At 40.7% G+C, this 20,545-nt stretch carries 24 protein-coding genes, 2 tRNA genes and 1 pseudogene; 8 read left to right on the top strand and 19 right to left on the bottom strand.

Annotated features, from left to right (window positions below):
* The 17 genes from AAC155_RS12915 to AAC155_RS12840 all read right to left on the bottom strand — a co-directional run.
* Positions 1–788 (bottom strand): tail fiber protein (locus tag AAC155_RS12915; protein WP_192880521.1); only part of this gene is annotated, 788 nt, incomplete at its 3' end.
* Positions 789–790: 2 nt separating this feature from the next.
* A complete protein-coding gene (locus tag AAC155_RS12910) occupies positions 791–1,351 on the bottom strand; it encodes a DUF2612 domain-containing protein (protein ID WP_113042590.1) in 561 nt (186 codons plus the stop codon).
* An 8-nt stretch (positions 1,352–1,359) separates the two neighbouring features.
* Positions 1,360–2,553: a baseplate J/gp47 family protein gene (locus tag AAC155_RS12905; protein ID WP_113042580.1), complete on the bottom strand. Its 1,194-nt coding sequence runs from the start codon at positions 2,551–2,553 to the stop codon at positions 1,360–1,362.
* A complete protein-coding gene (locus AAC155_RS12900) occupies positions 2,546–2,893 on the bottom strand; it encodes a hypothetical protein (RefSeq protein WP_113042579.1) in 348 nt (115 codons plus the stop codon). Before AAC155_RS12900 ends, AAC155_RS12905 begins: the two co-directional genes overlap by 8 nt.
* The gene (locus AAC155_RS12895; protein WP_113042577.1) at positions 2,890–3,645 is read right to left on the bottom strand and encodes a phage baseplate assembly protein V; all 756 of its coding nucleotides are present in this window, start codon (positions 3,643–3,645) and stop codon (positions 2,890–2,892) included. Before AAC155_RS12895 ends, AAC155_RS12900 begins: the two co-directional genes overlap by 4 nt.
* Positions 3,642–4,598 (bottom strand): phage protein, encoded by a 957-nt coding sequence (locus AAC155_RS12890; protein WP_113042576.1) that lies wholly within the window; start codon positions 4,596–4,598, stop codon positions 3,642–3,644. Before AAC155_RS12890 ends, AAC155_RS12895 begins: the two co-directional genes overlap by 4 nt.
* 90 nt (positions 4,599–4,688) lie before the next feature.
* On the bottom strand, positions 4,689–4,994 hold the full coding sequence (locus AAC155_RS12885) for a phage baseplate plug family protein (protein WP_112877510.1): 306 nt from the start codon (positions 4,992–4,994) through the stop codon (positions 4,689–4,691).
* Positions 4,979–5,584 (bottom strand): phage baseplate protein, encoded by a 606-nt coding sequence (locus AAC155_RS12880; protein ID WP_109791681.1) that lies wholly within the window; start codon positions 5,582–5,584, stop codon positions 4,979–4,981. Before AAC155_RS12880 ends, AAC155_RS12885 begins: the two co-directional genes overlap by 16 nt.
* Before the next feature lie 2 nt (positions 5,585–5,586).
* Positions 5,587–7,356, bottom strand: coding sequence for a hypothetical protein (locus AAC155_RS12875; protein ID WP_113042574.1), 1,770 nt, complete (start codon positions 7,354–7,356; stop codon positions 5,587–5,589).
* Positions 7,346–7,414, bottom strand: a complete 69-nt coding sequence (locus tag AAC155_RS24490; RefSeq protein ID WP_411179146.1) for a DUF6889 family protein — start codon at positions 7,412–7,414, stop codon at positions 7,346–7,348. The genes AAC155_RS12875 and AAC155_RS24490 overlap by 11 nt, the downstream gene beginning before the upstream one ends.
* 134 nt (positions 7,415–7,548) lie before the next feature.
* Complete coding sequence (locus AAC155_RS12870; RefSeq protein WP_113042572.1) at positions 7,549–7,959, bottom strand: phage tail assembly chaperone; 411 nt, start codon at positions 7,957–7,959, stop codon at positions 7,549–7,551.
* 113 nt (positions 7,960–8,072) lie between these two features.
* Positions 8,073–8,513, bottom strand: coding sequence for a DUF3277 family protein (locus AAC155_RS12865; protein ID WP_011147252.1), 441 nt, complete (start codon positions 8,511–8,513; stop codon positions 8,073–8,075).
* Between the two features lie 9 nt (positions 8,514–8,522).
* Positions 8,523–9,992 (bottom strand): DUF3383 domain-containing protein, encoded by a 1,470-nt coding sequence (locus AAC155_RS12860; protein WP_011147253.1) that lies wholly within the window; start codon positions 9,990–9,992, stop codon positions 8,523–8,525.
* A 3-nt stretch (positions 9,993–9,995) separates the two neighbouring features.
* Positions 9,996–10,544, bottom strand: coding sequence for a phage neck terminator protein (locus AAC155_RS12855; RefSeq protein WP_422615641.1), 549 nt, complete (start codon positions 10,542–10,544; stop codon positions 9,996–9,998).
* Positions 10,545–10,792: 248 nt separating this feature from the next.
* Entirely contained in the window at positions 10,793–10,948 is a 156-nt protein-coding gene (locus AAC155_RS12850) for a hypothetical protein (protein WP_158536565.1), read from the bottom strand.
* 150 nt (positions 10,949–11,098) lie between these two features.
* Complete coding sequence (locus tag AAC155_RS12845; protein ID WP_113042570.1) at positions 11,099–11,518, bottom strand: antiterminator Q family protein; 420 nt, start codon at positions 11,516–11,518, stop codon at positions 11,099–11,101.
* Between the two features lie 1,285 nt (positions 11,519–12,803).
* Positions 12,804–12,879, bottom strand: a tRNA-Thr gene (locus AAC155_RS12840).
* Between the two features lie 670 nt (positions 12,880–13,549).
* Here AAC155_RS12840 and AAC155_RS12835 point away from each other — a divergent pair.
* The 8 genes from AAC155_RS12835 (at position 13,550) to AAC155_RS12800 (ending at position 19,766) form a co-directional block, all read left to right on the top strand.
* Entirely contained in the window at positions 13,550–13,915 is a 366-nt protein-coding gene (locus AAC155_RS12835; protein ID WP_112877528.1) for a Dabb family protein, read from the top strand.
* Positions 13,905–14,327: a DUF2000 domain-containing protein gene (locus tag AAC155_RS12830; protein WP_113042568.1), complete on the top strand. Its 423-nt coding sequence runs from the start codon at positions 13,905–13,907 to the stop codon at positions 14,325–14,327. The genes AAC155_RS12835 and AAC155_RS12830 overlap by 11 nt, the downstream gene beginning before the upstream one ends.
* A 13-nt stretch (positions 14,328–14,340) precedes the next feature.
* Positions 14,341–15,744 carry a phenylacetate--CoA ligase family protein gene (locus AAC155_RS12825; protein WP_113042567.1) on the top strand — a complete coding sequence of 468 codons (1,404 nt, stop codon included), beginning with the start codon at positions 14,341–14,343 and terminating at the stop codon, positions 15,742–15,744.
* Positions 15,741–16,688 carry a branched-chain amino acid transaminase gene (locus AAC155_RS12820; RefSeq protein ID WP_113042565.1) on the top strand — a complete coding sequence of 316 codons (948 nt, stop codon included), beginning with the start codon at positions 15,741–15,743 and terminating at the stop codon, positions 16,686–16,688. The genes AAC155_RS12825 and AAC155_RS12820 overlap by 4 nt, the downstream gene beginning before the upstream one ends.
* Positions 16,689–16,709: 21 nt before the next feature.
* Entirely contained in the window at positions 16,710–17,288 is a 579-nt protein-coding gene (locus AAC155_RS12815) for a prephenate decarboxylase (RefSeq protein ID WP_113042563.1), read from the top strand.
* A 101-nt stretch (positions 17,289–17,389) separates the two neighbouring features.
* Entirely contained in the window at positions 17,390–18,022 is a 633-nt protein-coding gene (locus tag AAC155_RS12810) for a carboxymuconolactone decarboxylase family protein (protein ID WP_229015611.1), read from the top strand.
* A 21-nt stretch (positions 18,023–18,043) separates the two neighbouring features.
* A complete protein-coding gene (locus AAC155_RS12805) occupies positions 18,044–18,991 on the top strand; it encodes an ornithine cyclodeaminase family protein (protein WP_191214761.1) in 948 nt (315 codons plus the stop codon).
* 148 nt (positions 18,992–19,139) lie between these two features.
* Positions 19,140–19,766 carry a LysE family translocator gene (locus AAC155_RS12800; protein WP_113042559.1) on the top strand — a complete coding sequence of 209 codons (627 nt, stop codon included), beginning with the start codon at positions 19,140–19,142 and terminating at the stop codon, positions 19,764–19,766.
* 183 nt (positions 19,767–19,949) lie between these two features.
* Here the strand turns inward: AAC155_RS12800 and AAC155_RS12795 are convergent.
* Positions 19,950–20,146, bottom strand: a pseudogene (locus AAC155_RS12795) (zinc ribbon domain-containing protein); the annotation flags it as partial.
* Between the two features lie 128 nt (positions 20,147–20,274).
* Positions 20,275–20,362 (bottom strand) — tRNA-Ser (locus tag AAC155_RS12790).
* Between the last annotated feature and the right edge of the window lie 183 nt (positions 20,363–20,545).

Raw genomic sequence — 20,545 nt, 5'->3', positions numbered from 1 at the left:
CGAACATCTGGAAAAGCCCCCACATCCCCGGCATTCAAACTGACATCCCCACTCAACACCTTGCCATTAATTTTCCGGCTGTTCGGCACGGCACTTTTCGCCAATTCTACCGTTTCTGTTAAACCAAGGTTTTTTATAAACTCACTTTTATTAGGGATATCTGCTCCATTTTGGTTTTTTGCCAATCTGCTATTAGCATTATCTGTAGCCCTGTTTGCTTCATCATGAGCATTTTTAGCTGCTACGTTTGCTGTATTTGCAAAATCATATGCTTCTTTAATTGCCTTTGGCGTCGCCGCTAAGGTTTCATTTGTGCTATTTGTTGCATTACTCAGTTGTACAATCCCCTTCTGAGTCAATGAGGCATCAGAAACACCACTCAATTTGCTCTCAGCGATTTTTCTAACATCGTGGACCGACTTCGGTGTCGCCGCTTGATCTTCTCTGTCAGAATTTGTCGCGCTGTTGAGTTGCGATATGCCTTTCTGCGTCAGTGAAGCAGCAGGGATTTCCGTAGTAATTTTATGTTTTAATGCTAAATCCAATTGCGCTACGAGTTTCTCCAGGTCTCCATCATCCATAACGTCTTCCCCGGTTTTTTCCGCAATATATTTCCCTATCACCGCGGCTATAACCGAAGATTGGCGCCAAACTTTATTTAAGCGCTCACTCCTCGCTATTCCCGATTTAAAACCCTCCCCAATAAAATCTGAACTTTCATATTCTTCTTGTGACAAAGTATTCGCGTTTTCACCAATGGCAAATGCTTTAAAATCATTTTTAGCCATTTCTAACCCTCCACTATATGGTAATTAACCGTTATCCCCATAGGTTTAAGCGAGAGATAACCCTGATGGATGATTTCTTTAGTAATTGTACTGATTGATTTTCCTTTAATCGTTACTGTGAATGACATATCCAAGTTATCTTCAAAAGATACCGATAGGCCATTATTTGAATGAATAAAACTCAGGATGTTATTAAATGACTCAGCCGTTCCATCCCAGTTATTTGCGCCTATTTTAGCTTTAATGACAACCCGATAATTATCATCATCCAGTTTGATATAACTTTTATCACTGTCAAACCGCCCTTTCCATTGACCACTATCAAATCCTAAGTCAGTAATATCAAAGGAGAAGTAATAGGATTCAATTGGAGTTTGGATCATTCGATTTCTTCCTACCCATTCTCCAATAATGTCAAGCTGTTTGCCCACCGCTTTATCAAGGTCAAAACGGCTAATCAGTAAATCTGTTGTCAGCGCATTCTGGTTGAAAATATCAGTCACAGCTTCAAGCATCCTGACATATTTTTTACCTTCCATGTGATATGCAGGAATTAGTTTCATATATCTGTTCATTCAAGCACCGTTACTATTTTAATATTTTCAGGTGAGCACGTCGGCGCTTCATTAAATGCTATGTCTATGTTCGCCGTTCCTGTCGTTGATGCTGATTTTCCCACTATCACAGATAATACTTCATATGTCTGTCCACCGTTTTTATTGCATAAGTTTGCCGGTACAAATAAACGAGTCACATATACTCCATCTCCAATATAAAGGGATTTTATATAGTTAGATATTTCATTACGAATATTATTGCCAATATCTGATGTATATCCGATAAAGGGTTTTATGTGTATTTCAACGTAAATTGGCACCAGTGTAGGGCGATAGAAGTTTATCGTTTTTTTATTGCCATAATCATCGGTAATCGTTTCAGAGGTGGTGCCAAATGTCGGTATGCCCGGCGTTTTCTTCACCAGGATAGTCCGGGCAATCTCTTTCGAGTCTCCACCATCAATGACAAGCGATATGCTGTGGGCAGGTATGCCATTCTCATCCGTTTTGTCCGAGTCGTTGTCATATCCCCGGTAACGTGAAACTCCATGCAGGTTGGCAATGGCCCCCATCAGTCCATCTATAATGGTTCTCGAAGGCAGCGCAACGGAAACCGCTTGCCGTATTCGCAGTTCTACATCGGTTTCAATTCCCCGACCAAGTGTCGCCGCAACCGGGTTTGTCACGGTTTGCCAGCCCAATGTTGGCGTAGCAATTTGGTTAACCGTGTGGGGCAATGCGCCAATCGCACCCGATTTTTGACAAAGCGCGGTCACAATAGCCTGCCCGTGTGTATCTATAATCACTTCATCCGGTAGTGACCAAGCGTTGCCCGCATCATCCCGGACAGAAGCGTTGCGGATAACCGTGCCTGCTCGACCAGTAACCAAAATATCCACTGTTGAGTTGCTGGCGCTTTTTCTGGTGATGCCGTTGATTTTGACATTACGGGAAAGCCCTTCGCCCACCGCCGTTGTCGGGCTAAATGAGTTATAGGAAGCAATGGTTGCGTTGTTACAACCGTGAATAACGTAGGCTATCAGCGATAAAAAAACACCGTCTTTACTGTCAGATTCAATGTAAATATCGTCCCCATAAATATCCCTGAATATCGTCTTCCAGCTATTCAAGATGGTTTGATAATCAGGAGCATTGATCCCGTTTTTATCAATAGCAGGTAACATGGTGTTGATAATACTTTCATACATCAGCAGTTACTCCTGTCTGTCCATAAATCGTGTCTATCGTGGCTGTAATGGTGATTTTTCTTGTTTCCGGGTTTCTTTCACTACGGTATTGGGTAATGTTCTCTACACCCGGCGTTTGCAGTATTCGCTGTCTAATAATCAGGTCATAAAAACTCGATGTGCCTTTACCCAACACGTCGTCGTAATCTGTCCCCTCTCGGTTATCAAGAAACCATTCGCCACTGTGCAACATCAGGCGCGTTTTCACCGCTTGTGCGACGGCTTCCGGTGAGTTGATAAGAAAACCCGCCTCTCCACGCCCAAATACATAGTCGTTGTCAATTTCTCTTCTGTATCTCATTGAGGTTTCCCCGTCTTACCGCCACCTGATTGCACACCACTATGTACATGGTTTTTAAGGCTAATCCCTGCCGCTGTCACATCATGACTCACCGTGACCGGGCCTTGCAGGGTTGCGGTGCCACCACCAACGCCCATGCCCTGTGATAAGTTGCCGTTAATGGTGACGTTGCCGTTTAGGATGATGTCAGGTGAAGTGATTTCAGTACCGCCATTGGCTGTCGCGATAAGTTTTGCCGGTGTGATAATCGTGACGTTATGGCTGCTGGGATCAAGTTCAATATACGCCGCGCCATCATCACTTCTCAGTTGCGCGGTGTGAGTGCTGATATTCGCTATTTTTTGTTGCTGAGATTGCGGGCCAATAAGCGCAAATCCATCGGACAGGTTATGCTGCCTGGGGTCCACCGGCTCTTGTACACCGCCAGATTGCCACCAATAATCGATGCAACGATCAGCAAATACGACTAAGCATTCATCACCGGCTCTTACCGGGAAGGTTAACGTCACGCCACCTCCCCTTGGGAATATAACCGGCACATCCACTAATAGTGGCAAGGATACCGATTCCAGTTCCCCGTCTCTTTGCCTGATTTTCCATCTGATGGCCGGTTGCGCGGTGATGGTTACCGCATCAGCATTAAATGATTGAATAATGCAAGGCAAGGAGACATACAATCCGGCGCTAATGACTTCTTGCATAGCAAAAAAGACCGCTTCGGGTCTATTGAGTCGTTCGTCAGTATTTATCATTCGCTCTCTGCCTTATCCTTATTGCGAGTTGATTGATTCAGCAAAGTATGATCGCTCTTGGCGATACACATTATTGTCATGTACCACTCCGTTTCGCGGGTATCGCCGGAGTACTCCACATTGAAGACAATGTAATCACCATCAGCGTCCAACGTTGCCGGTTGTGCTTTTGCATCCTTATGATCGCCAGATTGAGCAGCTTGTTTAGTCGCCGGATCAACTGGTTTGATTGAGCGGTTATCCAGTCGGATTAATGTCCCGGGGCGGATATTCGGGTTAATTAAGCATGTAACGTTAATACCTGAACCAATAGTTTGTTCAGGCATACCAATAAGACCTGTCTTTGAAGTCAGGACAATGGCTTCAGTTAAGTATTTATTTTTGGGTACAATATGTAGTTTGTTATCTTCATAGCGCCAATTAGCATCACATTGTTTTGCCAAATTAGAAACTTCATTGCGGTGCATGCCAAAAAGTACTTTTCCCCTGGGTGATGCTGATTTACTGAATTCAGGGCGTAGACCGGCGGTAATGCCATATTTGGCAATATCACGCATTAGCAAATGATCTAAATCTGCTTGCGAATATCCAGCCGCAATGGTGGTATTCACAGTCGCGTAATTGTGTGCTTCATCCCCGTCCGCTGCATGAATCACAACACAAGTATCCGTTGCGTTGTCTCTTTTTACATACGTGTACTGAATTTGGCCTGAGAATATTTGTCCTGAGTTCTCCTTGTAACCCGCCACAAATTTAATTTTTTTAAATTCATTTTTACGTAATTTATTACTGGTTTCGTTATTGAGGTTATATAGAGTAAAAATACCGCTAGCAGGATTGGAAGATTCCGTTCTGCTAATGTTAAATGTGATTTTCAGGTCTGATAAATTTACTTTTTCGCCATCTTTGTCTACAACGATAAGGTGGCATTCTCTTATCCATTGTTTTGACATAATTCACCTAATTAATAGAAATAAAAGAACCGCAATTAAGCGGCGTATGTAATAAATTATTAAAAATATCTTTCCCTTACCCCCATCAAGTTAACTTATTACAAAGTATAACCTGTCCTCTTTACCAAGATTATTCCTGAAAGGTTTCTCCTGATTTATATCACCATAAAAAATTAATGAGCCGTTAAAACCAAGATGGCGATATTGTTCCAGTAAGTCAACCCCAAAAACCAACGGCAAACCTGTAACGATAAATTCACTGTCCGGCGTCATAATATCCAAAATCCAACCCGCGATATCACGCCACATTAATCTCATTTTATAGTTAATGCCATTGAGCTGAATGTCGAATTGCTGATTTTGCGGTGATAAAGGAATTTCTACAACCCTAGCCATTTCTTACCTCGCTCTATAATAAAATCAAGAATAATTTTTGGCATTGATGGCTTCACCGTGACTTTAGCTCCCATATTAATGACAGGTGCTGTATCTTCAGGATTTTTCATATTTTCCGCCGGCGCGGCCTTATTCGGTGATGTTTCAACAATAACAATTTCACGCAGGTTTAAAGCCACCGATAAAACATTTTCACTGGTTCTATCTGTTGTGACACTGATATCTTTAATCAACATATTTTTATATAATCGCTTTCCCGTTACGACATCAAACGGTTTATGTGATGCCCTCAGGTCAAGTAACTGTTGATATATATCACGCGGACTGGTTCCAAGGCTCAGCCCGGTAGAAATATCAAATACTTTTGTCGTATCAATAACATCAAGCAGCGAACCTCCACCGGCAAAACCTAAATCCATTCTTACTTCCGATGGGCTGTCATAAGCATGATCACTGAATGTCACCCCCTGCTGGACCGGATGATCGGTGATATTCGATACATCGGTATGGGTTTCTGAAATAACGACACTCGGTACAATAACACCTATTTTTCTCTTTTGCTGAGAAAACATGACTGATAATATATCCATTGTTATCTCACCTGTGTTTGCATATTTCGAAGGAGCATACTGTGAGTGCGTTCTACCGTTTCTCCGGTCAATCTTGCCGCTTCTCTAGGAGATTCAACACCGTTGACTTCAATATGATAATTTACTTCTCCTATTCCCGGCATATTATTGCTGGCAGATATTGGCGCACGATGTAATAAAGCAGGAGTCAATTCCTGATGATTCATCATACTGTTGATATTGGTCACCGCACCATTGATCATTCGGTGATCAATGGAAATATTCTGCAAATAATGAGCTACATGATTTAAATGTCCAGCCTGCTTTGGCGCTTTATTCGCTGGCTGTAGCTCTGCCATAATCGCCTTCCTGATAAATTCTGGTGAATAGGGATTACCACCACTTTCCTCTATCATCATGCTATCAATCAGCCGTTGCATCACATCAGGATCAGTGAGATCAAGGAACGTATCCTTAGAAACTCCCATCATTTTAGACACATTGGTAATGTACTGTTTGGTTTTATTATGATCTTTCTTTGGTGCCCATGTCGGGACAATACTCGCAATAGTCTGTAGCTTTGTTCCTGTAGTTTTACCACGAAAATAACGCATCAACTGATGAGCTGTACCTTTTAATCCACTGAATGCATCTGGATACTGAGCAAATCTGGGTTTTGGATTATCTTCAAGTACTGCCCCGGTCTGATGTGCAAAGTTCATATTTAATGGATTGTTATTCCGTACTCCTCGCGAAGATTTTAATTTTTTTAGCTTTGCTGCTGTAAGCTCACTATTAAAAATATTCGTTGGTTGATTAACTGGAATATTTAATTCCTTAGGCACATCGTGATGTTCAACAATGTCATCCTTAAGATGATCTTTATTTAATTGCCTATTCTTTCGCTTCTTTTTCGTTTTACTTGATCGTTCTGATACTTTACTGGAAATATCAGCAACTTTTTGGCTGTATTCTTTGTGGATTATCGTTTTCTTACCATCAATTTGTTCTTGGTATTTTTCATATTTATCTTTACTGAAAAATGGAGTCAAGTCAGAAGCAATATAAATCCCATGTGTTGACATCCAATTATCGAGTTGATCATATGTTATAAGTGGTTTTTTATTTTTGTCATACTCTCTTTTCCGCCGTGATAATGTTTCAGCCACTGTTTCGTGATTTTTCTTTGCTTCTTCCTGTAAGGCATTTAACCGACTATTAAAATCAAATAATACACCCAGGACAATTTTTCTTCCTGTAAATTTCCATAATTCATTCAATGTCGCCAATAAACCTTTCGCAGAAATTTCTCCTTTGTCTAACCATTTAACTAATTCCTCAATAGCATTAAATATGTCATCACTATCAAGTATGCTGGTATTTTGATTAGCACAATCCGTTGTTGCTTTTAATAACTGCTCATCCATCGATGCGACCAAGGAGGCAGTATTAAAATGGCGACCATTTGTATCATGGGATTGAACATTAATGCTCGGCAGAAATCTCTCTACACCTCCCACCGCTCGACGGACGCTTTCCTCATTGATAGATTTAATTTTTTCAACCACTGCGTCTGTTTCTTGCAACTTACCGTATAACTTATCCAATCCGTCAGCTATTTGGGTGATAAAACTGGCCACAACTAATGTTGCGTTTTCAATTTCCGCCCTCATTTTGAGAATGCCAGACGTGACTTCGGTGATAACAGCCATAAATTTACGCTGTTCCACTTCATCAACATCAAACCTCAGCGATATCAGGAAATCTTTAGTTGTTTCAACGTCATTGCTCATTTCGCCACCTCTCTATCATGGCCTCATTTTCCGATTTAACATCAAGGGCATCATTCATCAATGCAATATCAGCTAGATCAAGAACGCTGTTTTTCAATGATTCATAACGGCACATGCCCGCAATGACCGGGCGTAACAGATAATCACGCCCTTTCGGGAGGGTTTCAAAATTTAAATTGGCTTGTCCTGAGATTACACTGCACTCTCTAATGGGGCGGGAAAAAAATTTCCCAATGCGTCTCGAATAATAAATCCGACAATTTTCAACAGTTCGAAGCCGTTGATGTCATCGAACATCAATACCTGTCCATCAGGTTCATAAATCCGGTTCCAGATACCATTCTGTTCACGAGAAACCACTGATAAGCAAATATCATTAATTTCATGTCGGTTGGATTTTCCTAATGCATTGATGGATTCCACCAAATAAGGGAGCACTTCTTCAAAACCCGTTACTCCATCATCATTTTTAGCTGTCACCATCTTTTTCATCAGCGGTCCAAGTGCCGGAATAGCCGGAGCCAAAGCCACCGCTAAATCTTGTTGCTGAAAAGCGTTCAATTTACCACTGCGATATTTTTTGCCATCAATTTCAAATTCCATGATCACTTATCCTCAAGCTCGCTCAAACTACCGCAGCATAAGTCCGACGTAAAAATAGAGACAAATGCTGCGGCAAATTTAAAGGTGATTTAAATGGTTGTGAAGTAAGCTGGTTAGAATGTGCCTAACATGATGTCGATTTTTCCGCAATCAAATACCCAAGAAACGGTACCGCCTGCTTTGTTATTCTGCAAATCCGGTTGTTTCTGAAAGGCGACAGAGCGAGCAACAGCAATGTCATTACTTTGTTTATTGCGAATAACAATCACGTTATTACCCCATGCCGCTGATGAAAGCGATTGTGTGCTGAGCATCGCGTTCAATTTAGCGTTTACCGGGCTCGTCTTAAGTAAATTAACGGTGATAGTTCCAGACTTGGTTGCATGCAATGAATGCATGACTTCTCCGTCTGCACCGGTGGTCATGGTGTTTTTACTCTCCGACATGGTGACGGTAATTCCCTCATCAGAGAGCGCGGCACCGTTACCAAGATCAAAAGAGCCGCCAACTCCGGTAATAGAAGCGGAAACATCAAGAAAAGAATATGTAGCCATTTTCAACCCTTATCTGTTTACATTAATGATGACATCAGCGTAGTGGACAGCACCGGCTAATTTGATTGCACACTGAATAACCGGTGCTTTTCGTGCTTCTCTATCAGCCTGTGCCTGTGTCGCAATTGGCGGTGCGTAAACGTAGTAACCTTTGGTTAATGTTGCGCCCGTATCCAACGCACCAATCGGATCGCCACCCCATACACCATGAGCGATTAATCCATTTGTCGCCGCTTGCGCCAGTGACTGTTCAACATTGGTGATTAATCGTGTGACACCTTCATCAGTCTGTGGGATCTTGCTGGTACTGGTGTAAAGCAGGTTATAAAGATTGTTCTGAACGTAGTTCTGCAACCAATCCAGACCGTGGCGCTCATCAATGAAATCCCCATTCACCATGACACCTTCCTGAATAATGGCCGTATCATTGCTGTATTTAACAAAAACGTTGCCATTCATCCTTTTCAACACATTGGCTTGCGTTGCGGTGAGGTTTTCTGCGGTTACCGCGGGCTCTTGTTTAAATTTCAAGGTGATAGTGGTGTTATTGCCGTTGAAATTGACGGTAAACATACGGCCCAACAGCGAAGCAACCGTGTAGGATTTACCGGTTGAATATTGCCAAAGTGTGCGTTGATAGTTTCTCTCTTTTAATTTTGAGCCGATATCAGTTTTAACATCAGCATCCAAGACATCCGCTTTTTGCGCTGTATGTCCATAGATGCGGGGAACAGATGCGGATTCAATGTAATCAGCAACAGAGAGAATATCTTTATCCGTCAGAGAGTCATCAGCGATAACCAACCCATACCAGCCACTGGATACCGATCCCAGTGCCGCCACCGCCTCAGCAATGGTTTCTGCTTTGGTAGATTCGATAGCGGTAGCTCCCGATATTTCGTCCAGCTTTAATAAATCACCAATATAAGTTCCCGTCGTTGCCGGTGAAACATAGCCAACCGCATCGACAGAATTCGGCATAATAGCGAAACGCGAAGAAGAACTATCATATGCGACTGAACAATCTTTTAACTTATCTGCTATCCGTTGGGCCACACCATTAAGATTGGCCTCTTTACTCAAATCGACGCCGCTGTATACCGTTTCTTTACCGTTAATCGTCAATTTAAAAGAGCCATCGGTGACAGCAATAAATTTGCTCATCATTTGCTGCTGTTTAGTCAATACCGCCCCTTGTAAAGAGGAGACCACATTGTCCTTAGCCCACCGACCAATATATAAATCAACCGGACGGGGTGACTGGGAATAATAAAGCGCCGCGGCCTGATACTCTGGTGAACTCAGCCCAAAATCAGCACCGACACCATCGATATCCGAATACCGGCGTAAACGTTCATGAGGGTTGATCACGTTACTTGCACCGATGATCAGTAACGCCCCAAAGTTCCGGGATTGAGCCGCATGAGGAGCCATATTCAACGTGACATTGATAATGTTTGAAACAGGTAAACCCTGCATAATTTAATCTCCTAAGAATTTGACAGGCGCTTCCACCAGTGATTTAACACCGTATTCACGCACCACTTTTCGCCGCAAGGTGATCGTCATGTCATAACGACGCACCCTCTGGTTATTGATAAGTTCCGGTAACGAAGTCAGCCAGCTGAGTTTGTCGACTGAAAGACCGAAACGTTCTAATTCGTCATTGTTCTGACTGACCGCCACGCCATCACGAAAACGGGCACCGTACCGCTGGCTGTTCGGGCCATAAAAGGAAATCAAGCACACAATTTCCTCATGACGCCATAATTTGGTTCCTTCATCAGTCTGGTTCTCAAAAGCAGGCGAGGCATCCGAAATAAAATCCGTAATGTCAAAATCACACCTGTCATCATCTACCGGTAACTGGGGCAGGTGTGCTGATGTCCATCGAGAACGCACGTTATCGTCAGGCAAACCAGAAACACCTCCTAGCCAACGACTTAATATATTTTCCAGCTCATCATCGTACTCAGGCCCAGGCGTGGTAGGTGTTAACCAACCCGCTTTATCACTACCGTTGCTCATCAAAAATACCTCCATCAAACAGCAATAACTCACCCTGTGCCATGGGTAAACCAAGCCCTGCATTGAGGACTAGTTCTTAGTTTTCAACACCGAGTTATGATTGATTTAATAGGGATACCGACCGCGAAAAAGGTAAAAAATATGTGTAAGCGATTCGCGACGGCAAATACGAAAAAGGCCGCAACACAGTGCGGCCTTCGACAATAATGATTTAAATTTTCACTTATTTATCAGAGTACAATAGAAGATACTTAAAGTTCACTCGTACTATACCCGTCATCTTTCAAGTTGCCTCTTTGTTGGCTGCACTCACTCACCCCGGTCACATAGTTTGCTATGCTCCCGGGGATTCGCTCCCTTGCCGCCGCGATGCATCTTGAAATCCATAGGGTATAAATAGAGTTCATTGGATAACAGGAATTTTTTAAATTGAATTTGATGGCTTAAATCCTAATTTCCCCCATTACCTGCAATATCGGAATGAAAAAAGCCCCGATATTTCTATAGTTTATTTCTATAGCTCATTTCTATCGGGGCTTATTCGCAACTTTAACTGATTAGTACACTACCATAGCTTTTTGCGTACGCGCAAGCTTTTTGTGTTTTTGTATTTCATCATCCATTTCTAACTTAATATCAAGCATAGCCAAACATCCCTGGACAAAACTTTCTCCCTTTTGCAACCGGGAACGTACTTCAATATCAGGTACTTTAATTAAACGCGCGATGGACCGTTTGGAAAGCCTTAAAGCGTAGTACATAAATAAAACTTCAATTTCTTCAGATTTACCTACCGTCTGCAACTTTGCGATACAAGCATCAATGATCAAGCCATCGTTATCACAGCAGGAAGGACGTAATGAACGAGTTGACGCAATCAGACCTTTAAATCCAGCAGCGATCGGTGGCCAATTAATACCAGTGGCATCATCAACCCAACCGCCCCAACACTCTAAAACTTGTTGAATATTGCGCATATATTTTGACCTTAACTTTTAGTAACAAATAGTAGTAAAAATTATTTTCATGATGGTCTCATGCATCCATGCATTCGGCATTATAACAAATTTCTCATTCTCTATTTTTGTGTTTCTCTGTTACGTAACTACATCATTTAAATACACCTGTTTACTTAGTCTATTAAATACAAATAGTAAATAACCCCTATTCTTGACCAAGCTTAGTTTCAGAGGAAAACACATAAATATCGTTATTAATACGGATGATCATAAAGTGCTTCTCTTCCTCATCTACGTATTTATTATACAAATTTATAATCTTCATTTAATCCTCTAATGTACCTTCCTTTAAAACGCTTAGCATCTAAAGCAACTCGCATGTTCTTTATTATTTATCAAAAGTTTTCAAGCAACATAACACCCCCTTTTTATTATGAGATAAAAAATTCATTAAATAAAAAATAGCACAAATTTTTTATCTCATGGATATTTGAGTGTAAAAAATATTTTTGATCGACGTTGAAATCCGTCATAAAATGCCGATTAAGAATGGTATCCACACTTATGCCGAAGACACAGAAATCGGCCTGTTTACAGGGTGATGGACAACGAAACTGGTACAAATGTGAGATCGCAACAACCCTATTCGAAATATCGCCAGCAGGTCAGGCAAAAAATTTAAGATATCCACAGAATTAATGTTGCTAACGATAAATTACCGATTATCAGGTAAATATCTACGTGAAAAGTTTTAACACTGTCAGATATATCCGCTTCTAACCAATGTGATTTTTAAACCTATGCTATTTCCTACTCACCCTATCCCATTTTATTTTCAGCTCTCGCCAGACGAATAGATGGATACACATCTATAGCAAATATTTTTTCATGTCTGGAAAACAGATATCCCAAATGCTAATATTTTTCTCTGTTAGTTTTTACTAGTGAAAATAAATCCGTATTATCTAAAAATTTGCCATCCTATATTTCTAGTTACATGGTTTTATTTCGACCAGCCTGACAGTAAATTTAACCATGCCATGAATTCAAAAACTCGTTTTTGCGGGAAATTGTACTGGAAAATAGCAGAATTAACTGGATATATATACCCTATGGATTTCAAGATGCATCGCGACGGCAAGGGAGTGAATCCCCGGGAGCATAGATAACGATGTGACCGGGGTGAGCGAGCGCAGCCAACAAAGAGGCAACTTGAAAGATGACGGGTATAAACAGCAGCATCTACTATCAAGCAAGAAAAAAGCCGTCATCTTCTGAAAAGATAACGGCTTCCTATTTGATTTGGTGCCGGCTACCGGAGTCGAACTGGTGACCTACTGATTACAAGTCAGTTGCTCTACCAACTGAGCTAAGCCGGCGTGTTTCAGGGCTAGCCCCCGAAAGCGAGCGCAGTATATTACAACCTATTGCAAACAATCAAGCATAAATGATAGATGATTTAAAAATATCACCACAACACTCATCATGAGTGACATGCTCAACGACATACCATGGCTTGAATGATACAGCCGATGAGCGAGTTATTTTCAACATCAAAAAACTGGCTATTTACTGACAAATCAGAAATGACAACGAAATGTTTTATTATCTCTGTTACCTATTAGAAAATAGCCATTGATCGTAAAATAGCCTGATCGCCTGGTGGCAGTGGAAGATAAAGTATCCAAAATAACCTATCTCCAAACAATATAAGGATCGGTTAACATGTTAAAAAACAAATACTCAAAATACGATAGAACACAAGACGACAAAACATATTTTCAAGGCGTAAGCGCAATCAAATTGAGCTTGTTTTTTATAAGCCAAAGGCAAGCCATAACAGCTTTCTTATCATTGTCAGAACCACAATATTCCCACTCTTTTTTAAATTATTACCATAGGGAAATAGTTGACTGCTATAAATGCAATGTGCTATTTAAATTAGACGCAAATCAAAAAAACTAAATCAGGCATGCGCTAATATTAGGTATAAATCAGATCGTTTCTACATGTTATTATAACTTAAAATCATTAATTATGAGGTAAATTATGTTGGGCAAAAATAACTTAATTGCACATCAAGTCTTATTTACCTTCAAGGATGGAATAAGCTGGGATAGTGAAAAGGCTATATTAGCAGAGAAGGTGACGTTAAATCATATAAATGAGATAAGTGAAATAAAAGGATGGTTTTGTGGTCGAAGTACGGTAGACAGAAAGCAATCAGTTGACTTTAGTTTAATTGGTTACTTTGAAAGTTACGAAGACTTGGACATATACATGCATCATCCCGATCATATAAAAGGCGTGGTGCTATGGAAAGAAATAAGTACATGGACAGTCTCGGATATTATTATCGATATAAATAAGTTGATAAATTTCACTCAGTTAATAGGAAAGTCGTATGGAATTTGACGAAAACCTACATAAAAGTGTCGTCGTTATCGCTGATAGTCTGCCACTTGGGTTAGCCATGAATGCACTGAGCGTCATTAGTGTTTCAATTGGTAGAAATATCAACGGGATTGTAGGACACGATGTCTTTAGTCAAGATAGCATTTGTTATCCCGGTGTCATTAAAACGCCTTTGCCTGTTTTGAAAGCAAGTCATGATGTACTGACCGCTATTCATAATGAATTAAAATCTAACGATAATTTTAAATTGAGTCCTTTCTCCTGTTTAGCGCAATCATGCAGAACATATGAGGAATACGAAGGAAAATTATCTGCTGAACATTCGGATGAATTGAAGTTATCTGGCATTGGCATAGTTGGACCAAAGAAAGATATCAATAAAATCACTGGTAACTTACCACTTTATAAATAACCAGGTAATATATATGTATTCCATTTTTAGAAATGAACTTCATGAATTAGGTATGAAATACCTTACCGAGTTAAAAAAATATCTGTCTGGCGAGATAAATATCTCTGCATTGGAAAAAATACAATACGAAAAATTAAAAGAAATCATAAATTATACGAAAAATGGGTCAGCTTTCTATCAAGATCGTCTAGACGCAATAAACCCAAATGATGATGAAAATTTATCCTCATTGATTGAAAAACTTCCCTTTACTACAAAATCAGATCTAAGTAAGGCGGGAAACACGATATCTTCAGATAACCTAAGTAACGCTTGGATATATTATGAAACCACAGGGACGACTGGGCCATCAACACCTTGTCCTCGCAATGAAATAGACTCTTTAGTCAATAACAGTTTTCTGACTCTGCAATATGAGTCTATTTTCAATCAAGAAGGCAAACAACACATTATTGGCGTGATGGGTCCAACGGAATTGCACTCCACTGGAGATACATTTGAAGATGTATTTCGCAGTTTAGGGCATACCGTTATCAAAATGTGGCCTCGTTCGCCCGTTGTTGGTATGCACAGAGTACTCAGGCTGATACAAGACCTCAAAATAACTGCTTTAGTTTGCACACCTGCGGTCGCCGCTGAGTTGCTAAAATATTGTCGGAACAATGCATGTGATGCAAAAGAATTAGGTATCGAGATCATTTTGGTGCTTGGCGAACTTATTACCCCCAATAGATTAAGAAACTTATCTCGGAATTGGGGCGCTAAAATTTACAACTGTATGTATGCCTCACAAGAAACGTCAATTCTGGCGGCTTGTGACAATACCAATAAACTTATTACTATTCCATACAACAATTATTACGAACTCATTTGTCCTTTTACTCAGCAAAAACTCAATGTTGGTGATAATCACGTTGCTGGTGAATTAGTGATTACCCATTTATATAAAGGGAATAAACCTCTGATTCGATACAAAACAGGGGATATGGTTCGGTGTAAAGCAATAGGCTTAAATCAATGGGAAATAGAACCCATCGGCCGAGTAAAAGATGTATTACTATTAAACAATGCCAATGTGTATGCTTTTGATATTGAAAATGCCATCTTTGAAGAACTCGAATATTGTTTTGAATACTTTATTGAAATCAACAACACAGCCGGTACAGATGAGCTCAAGATCACTTTAGAGCCGAGTGACGAATTAAATGATGCATCACTCATTAATAAGATAAAGCAAAAAATGGAATCTAAATTCAATATGAATGTTGACATCCATGTCGGAGATGTCGGTGGACTTATTGGAACCGCAGCAATGGTAAGTTGGAAAGCAGCACGAATCCATGATCTGAGAGATGATACCAACAATATTGAGCGACATTCGGCTTTAGAAATCATGAACAAGAGGGCAACTAAATGATAAACAATATCGTTAGCCCAGTTAATAAAGATTGGATCGTATTTCTAGACGGGGAATATCTCAATTTTAGCAATGCGACCTTTCTTGCCAATACACAAGCGTTAAATTATGGCACCGGTACATTTGAGGGAATCCGGGCTTATTGGGATCAAGACAATAACCAACTTAATCTATTTAGAGTGCATGAGCACTATGAACGGTTAATTCAATCAGCTAAAACATTAAAAATTGAATTGCCCTATACCAGTCAGGAGTTAACCGATATTACTAAAAACATCATCATTAAAAATGGTTTCAAACAAGATATTTATATCAGGCCATTAGCGCTTAAAAAGTCGTTAATGCCGGGTGAGAAATTTGGCGTTAAGCTAAGTGGTGTAAATTCAACCCTCTGTATTAACGCTTTACCTATGGGCGCTTATGCCAAAAAAACAGCGTTTAAATGTCTTATTTCAAAATGGCGACGTGTATCAAATGCGGCAATTCCATCATCTGCCAAAATTACCGGCACTTATGTTAATTCCGCACTTGCTCATGAAGATGCCAAAGAAAACGGATTTGATGATGCTATCATGTTGAATGAACAAGGCATGTGTGCAGAAGCAAGTACATCAAATGTTTTTATTGTAAAAGATAATTGCGTTATTACACCATCGCTTAGCGCTGGCATTCTCAATGGAATAACCAGACAATCTGTTTTCGATATTTGTAAATTCCGCAATATTCCCTGTATCGAGTCAGAAATTCAACAAAAGGATCTCTATGAAGCAGATGGCTGTTTTTTAACAGGCACTGGCCTTGAAATATCAATTGTGTCACAAATAGATAATGTGTCATATATACAAAAAGAAGATTCTATAGCCAATGTTATTGCCAAAGATTATCAAGAAATAATTAGAGGTAGAATAGATAAGTTTTCACATTGGTTAAATCCGGTTTATTAGTGTAATTCCAGGAGAGACATCATGGAATGTGTTTTTTTTAGTTTCAACAAAGATACATTTGATGTTCTAAATATTGCTACCTTAGGCCCATCAGGTACAAGTAGCGAACAATCCGCTATTCGTTTTGGTGAATTTGCCATTAAAAATAAAGTCGCCAAAAGCTACCAGGTTGTTTTATGTAATACTTATGAAGAAGCAAGTAATCAAATTATTTTAAATAACTGTCAGGCATTGGTAGTCGCCAATGCTTATTACAATATCAGTGAGTTTTATATGGATAACAGGTTTAACTTGTCATCCGCATTTTTAAATTACACGCCTAATTATGGTATTGCTATTCGTGATGAATTAACTACAGATAATATCGTCATTGCAACCCATCCGGCACCAAAGGCTTTAATCCCAGAGTTGTTGCCTGATAATCTAAAAATTGCAGATATCATTTTTAAAGACTCAACCAGTTCAGCCGCAAAAGCAGTCGCTAATTCAGAGGTAGATGCCGCACTCACGACAGAAGTGGCAGCAAAATTACACAATTTAAAATTTATTTCTCATATTCGACCAATTCAAATGCTTTGGTCAGTATTTACAGCCGCATAAAAGCTAATGTTGCTTTAAAATAGGCAAATATATATACCCAATGGATTTCAAGATGGATCGCGACGGCAAGGGAGCGAATCCCCAGGAGCATAGATAACTATGTGACCGGGGTGAGTGAGTGCAGCCAACAAAGAGGCAACTTGAAAGATGACGGGTATATACCCAATGGATTTCAATATACAGAGGTCATTATGTCTTTACTTACTCTACACACCATTACTACCACACCTGAAAAAAGTAAAAAATTACTTCAAAGTTCTATTAATGATTTCGGCTGGATACCTAACCAAAGTGGTTATATGTCAGAATCTCCTTCACTATTAGCCGCTTACCAACGAGCACACGACCTATTTATTGATAGTTCACTGAATGAAGAGGAAAAAGCTGTTGTGTGGATTACAACCGGAGTAGAAAATGGTTGTCATTACACGATTCAGGCACACGGCTATATTGCAATTCATAATGGTGTGGACAAAAAAATAGTTAAAGCATTGATTGAAAAAACCGACGATCTCTCCCCACGATTATTGGCACTACGTGAATTTACCATCGAGGTTATTTACTGCCGGGGACAATTGAAAAGAAGTGCTATTGATCTATTCCTAAGCCGTGGTTTCAGCAAAGAGAATATGCTGGATGTTGTGTTAGGGGTTTCTCAAAAGAATATGTCGACAATTCTCAATAGCATTGCCGGAACCGAGATTGATGATAAATTCAAGCTGGACAACCTTTAACTGATCTTGAAAGGCATCAATATGCTTTATGTCGATAAAGAAACCGTTGCGCGTTATTTGACGATGGAACTTAGTCTTAAGCTAAGTGAAATAGCATTTAAATTGCAATCGGAAAGAAAAGTAGAGCAACCTTTGCGCAATATTGTTAAAGGTGAAGACGGCTTAATGGGCACCATGCCGATTTATATTAAGGAGGGGCCATATAAAGGGTTTGGGTTAAAGTCGGTGGTAGTGAGGTTTCAAAGCAATAGCGATAAACCTTCACACATCGGTAGTGTGCTGGTTTACGACGAGCCAGGTGTTTCAGGGATTGCCGCGGTGGATGCCGGCGCTATCACAGAAATCCGCACCGCCGCCGCTTCTGCTTATGCAACCCACCTTCTCGCCGCAAAAGATGCTAGCCGGTTAGCGATACTTGGCACGGGTTTACAAGCAAAAGCACATTTGCAAGCCATGTTATATGTACGCCCGATTAGAGAAGTCACTTTATGGGGTCGTAATGCAGAAAGATGCCGTGAGTTTGTCACATGGTGTGATAAAACACTCAATCTTCCTATTTCGATCAAAGCCTCACCTGCTGAGGCTGTACTCAATAGTGACATCATTTGCACAACTACGGCATCGCGTGACCCTATACTCAGTAGAAAAGAGCTACCGGGTAAATGTCATGTCAATGCCATTGGCGCTTCGGCACTGGGATTCCAAGAACTCAGCGAAGATATGTATAGCAATACAACCCTATTTACTGATTCCAATGAATCGGTACTTGCCGCCTCTCAATCTGTTATTAAGGCAAGGGAGAAAGGTATTCTTAGCGGGTCAGACATTGGGATAGAAATTGGTACCGTTTCTCAATCTCATTCCAATTTGTGCGATCAGGGTGTGACTATCTTTCAATCCGTTGGTTTGGCCGTTCAAGATATGGTATTTTCTCGGGAAGTCATTCGACAACTAATAAAAATGTCTTAATTATTTTGGATGAAAATATGCCAAACTTAAGACGTTCAGTATTAGAAAAATGTCGTTATTGTCTATAAAGAGCCCTATTTGTCACTTGCATACGCAAGTGACATTTTTATGTTCTGTTACTTCAAAGTGTTATTTTGAGAGGAAAGATATGCTAGAAGTGTCCCAAATAGTAACCTATACCGCAGCACTGACTGTTGCTGCGGCGATACCAGGCCCAGGAATAGCAGCATTGGTCGCCAGAAGTGTGAGTAGTGGCGCGTTAGCGGGATTTAGTGTGTTGTTTGGCCTGATTATTGGTGATCTCACTTATTTATCCTTTGCTGTTTTTGGCTTGTCCATTATCGCGAACAGTTTTGACACCTTATTTGTTGTGGTGAGATGGGGTGCCGCATTATATTTGGGTTATCTGGCGTGGCAGTTCTGGTTTGCCGATCATCAACCCATTGGTGAAGACCAACCCATTAAGAAAAAGGAGTTGGCGGCGGCCTGGTTATCTGGTCTCACTCTAACGTTAAGTAACCCTAAAACGATCGCTTTCTATCTCGCACTATTACCTTTGGTGATTAATATGGAATCTATCTCGTTGCAAAACTGGGGATTCATGTTAGTACCACTGACGGTTTTTGTCTTATTCAGCGTAGGAACGGTATTTATTCTCGGCGCTCTCAGTATTCGACATCTGTTATCAAGCCAACGGGCACAACGGATTTTATTTAAAGGTGCGGCTGTCATTATGTTCGTAACCGCTGTAACTATGCTGTTCAAAGCCGATTAAAAAAGTTTAATTTTTTATACCCTATGGATTTCAAGATGCATCGCGACGGCAAGGGAGCGAATCCCTGGGAGCATAGCGAACGATGTGACCGGGGTGACCCACACCATTCCAACTTATACTCCCGGCGACTGGAATTTGAAACGTTGGCAAAGGAAAGAATGGCCGACTGGGCAGTTACAGCCTGTTGATCGCCGCATTGATATCGCGGTCATGTTCGACATGACAAACCGGGCATTCCAGATCCGCTTAGGCAGCGACATTTCCGGCACTTTGTGACCGCAGCAATGGCAGGTTTTCGAACTGGCGAACCACAGATCCAGTTTGACCCCCGCCGCTGCGGCTTTGTATTCCAGTTTCATGAGAACGCTATTCCAGCCCGCACGCCGATAGCAGTGCCTAGTGCCTCTATGAATGGTCACCTTATGGCTATGAAAATGGATTAATTATTATCTGAATGGCATATGGAAATGAAAAAACCCCATGCAAGAAGATGCATGGGGTCATTATTTGGCGGAAGGATAGAGATTCGAACTCTAGGATGGTTTCCCATCGGCGGTTTTCAAGACCGCTGCCTTCGACCGCTCGGCCATCCTTCCATGGCGCGAAATTATGCGCCTAACATGATAATATGTCTAGTCTCTATCGTAAAAATTCTGTAATTTCTTTACTATTCGCTCAATCCTCAATCTATAATATCCTTTTCAGCCCTGATCCTGCTAAAATTAGCCTAAATAGATCGAATCATAAGATTCACCAATTTAACGAGCTCGCTAAACAGC

The organism is Photorhabdus sp. HUG-39 (assembly GCF_963878365.1).
Lineage (GTDB): Bacteria > Pseudomonadota > Gammaproteobacteria > Enterobacterales > Enterobacteriaceae > Photorhabdus > Photorhabdus kayaii.
The sequence above is the reverse complement of the archived record's forward strand: the minus strand, read 5'-3'. Positions and strand labels throughout refer to the sequence as shown.

Bases quoted from the DNA above. Each gene is read 5' to 3' on its own strand.
- AAC155_RS12830 (WP_113042568.1), top strand. From the start codon at position 13,905: ATGGAATTTGACGAAAACCTACATAAAAGTGTCGTCGTTATCGCTGAT.
- AAC155_RS12900 (WP_113042579.1), bottom strand. From the start codon at position 2,893: ATGAGATACAGAAGAGAAATTGACAACGACTATGTATTTGGGCGTGGA.
- AAC155_RS12825 (WP_113042567.1), top strand. From the start codon at position 14,341: ATGTATTCCATTTTTAGAAATGAACTTCATGAATTAGGTATGAAATAC.
- AAC155_RS12895 (WP_113042577.1), bottom strand. From the start codon at position 3,645: ATGATAAATACTGACGAACGACTCAATAGACCCGAAGCGGTCTTTTTT.
- AAC155_RS12910 (WP_113042590.1), bottom strand. From the start codon at position 1,351: ATGAAACTAATTCCTGCATATCACATGGAAGGTAAAAAATATGTCAGG.
- AAC155_RS12905 (WP_113042580.1), bottom strand. From the start codon at position 2,553: ATGTATGAAAGTATTATCAACACCATGTTACCTGCTATTGATAAAAAC.
- AAC155_RS12865 (WP_011147252.1), bottom strand. From the start codon at position 8,513: ATGGCTACATATTCTTTTCTTGATGTTTCCGCTTCTATTACCGGAGTT.
- AAC155_RS12875 (WP_113042574.1), bottom strand. From the start codon at position 7,356: ATGAGCAATGACGTTGAAACAACTAAAGATTTCCTGATATCGCTGAGG.
- AAC155_RS12880 (WP_109791681.1), bottom strand. From the start codon at position 5,584: ATGGATATATTATCAGTCATGTTTTCTCAGCAAAAGAGAAAAATAGGT.
- AAC155_RS12870 (WP_113042572.1), bottom strand. From the start codon at position 7,959: ATGGAATTTGAAATTGATGGCAAAAAATATCGCAGTGGTAAATTGAAC.
- AAC155_RS12800 (WP_113042559.1), top strand. From the start codon at position 19,140: ATGCTAGAAGTGTCCCAAATAGTAACCTATACCGCAGCACTGACTGTT.
- AAC155_RS12850 (WP_158536565.1), bottom strand. From the start codon at position 10,948: ATGAACTCTATTTATACCCTATGGATTTCAAGATGCATCGCGGCGGCA.
- AAC155_RS12820 (WP_113042565.1), top strand. From the start codon at position 15,741: ATGATAAACAATATCGTTAGCCCAGTTAATAAAGATTGGATCGTATTT.
- AAC155_RS12885 (WP_112877510.1), bottom strand. From the start codon at position 4,994: ATGGCTAGGGTTGTAGAAATTCCTTTATCACCGCAAAATCAGCAATTC.
- AAC155_RS12890 (WP_113042576.1), bottom strand. From the start codon at position 4,598: ATGTCAAAACAATGGATAAGAGAATGCCACCTTATCGTTGTAGACAAA.
- AAC155_RS12805 (WP_191214761.1), top strand. From the start codon at position 18,044: ATGCTTTATGTCGATAAAGAAACCGTTGCGCGTTATTTGACGATGGAA.
- AAC155_RS12835 (WP_112877528.1), top strand. From the start codon at position 13,550: ATGTTGGGCAAAAATAACTTAATTGCACATCAAGTCTTATTTACCTTC.
- AAC155_RS12815 (WP_113042563.1), top strand. From the start codon at position 16,710: ATGGAATGTGTTTTTTTTAGTTTCAACAAAGATACATTTGATGTTCTA.
- AAC155_RS12845 (WP_113042570.1), bottom strand. From the start codon at position 11,518: ATGCGCAATATTCAACAAGTTTTAGAGTGTTGGGGCGGTTGGGTTGAT.
- AAC155_RS12860 (WP_011147253.1), bottom strand. From the start codon at position 9,992: ATGCAGGGTTTACCTGTTTCAAACATTATCAATGTCACGTTGAATATG.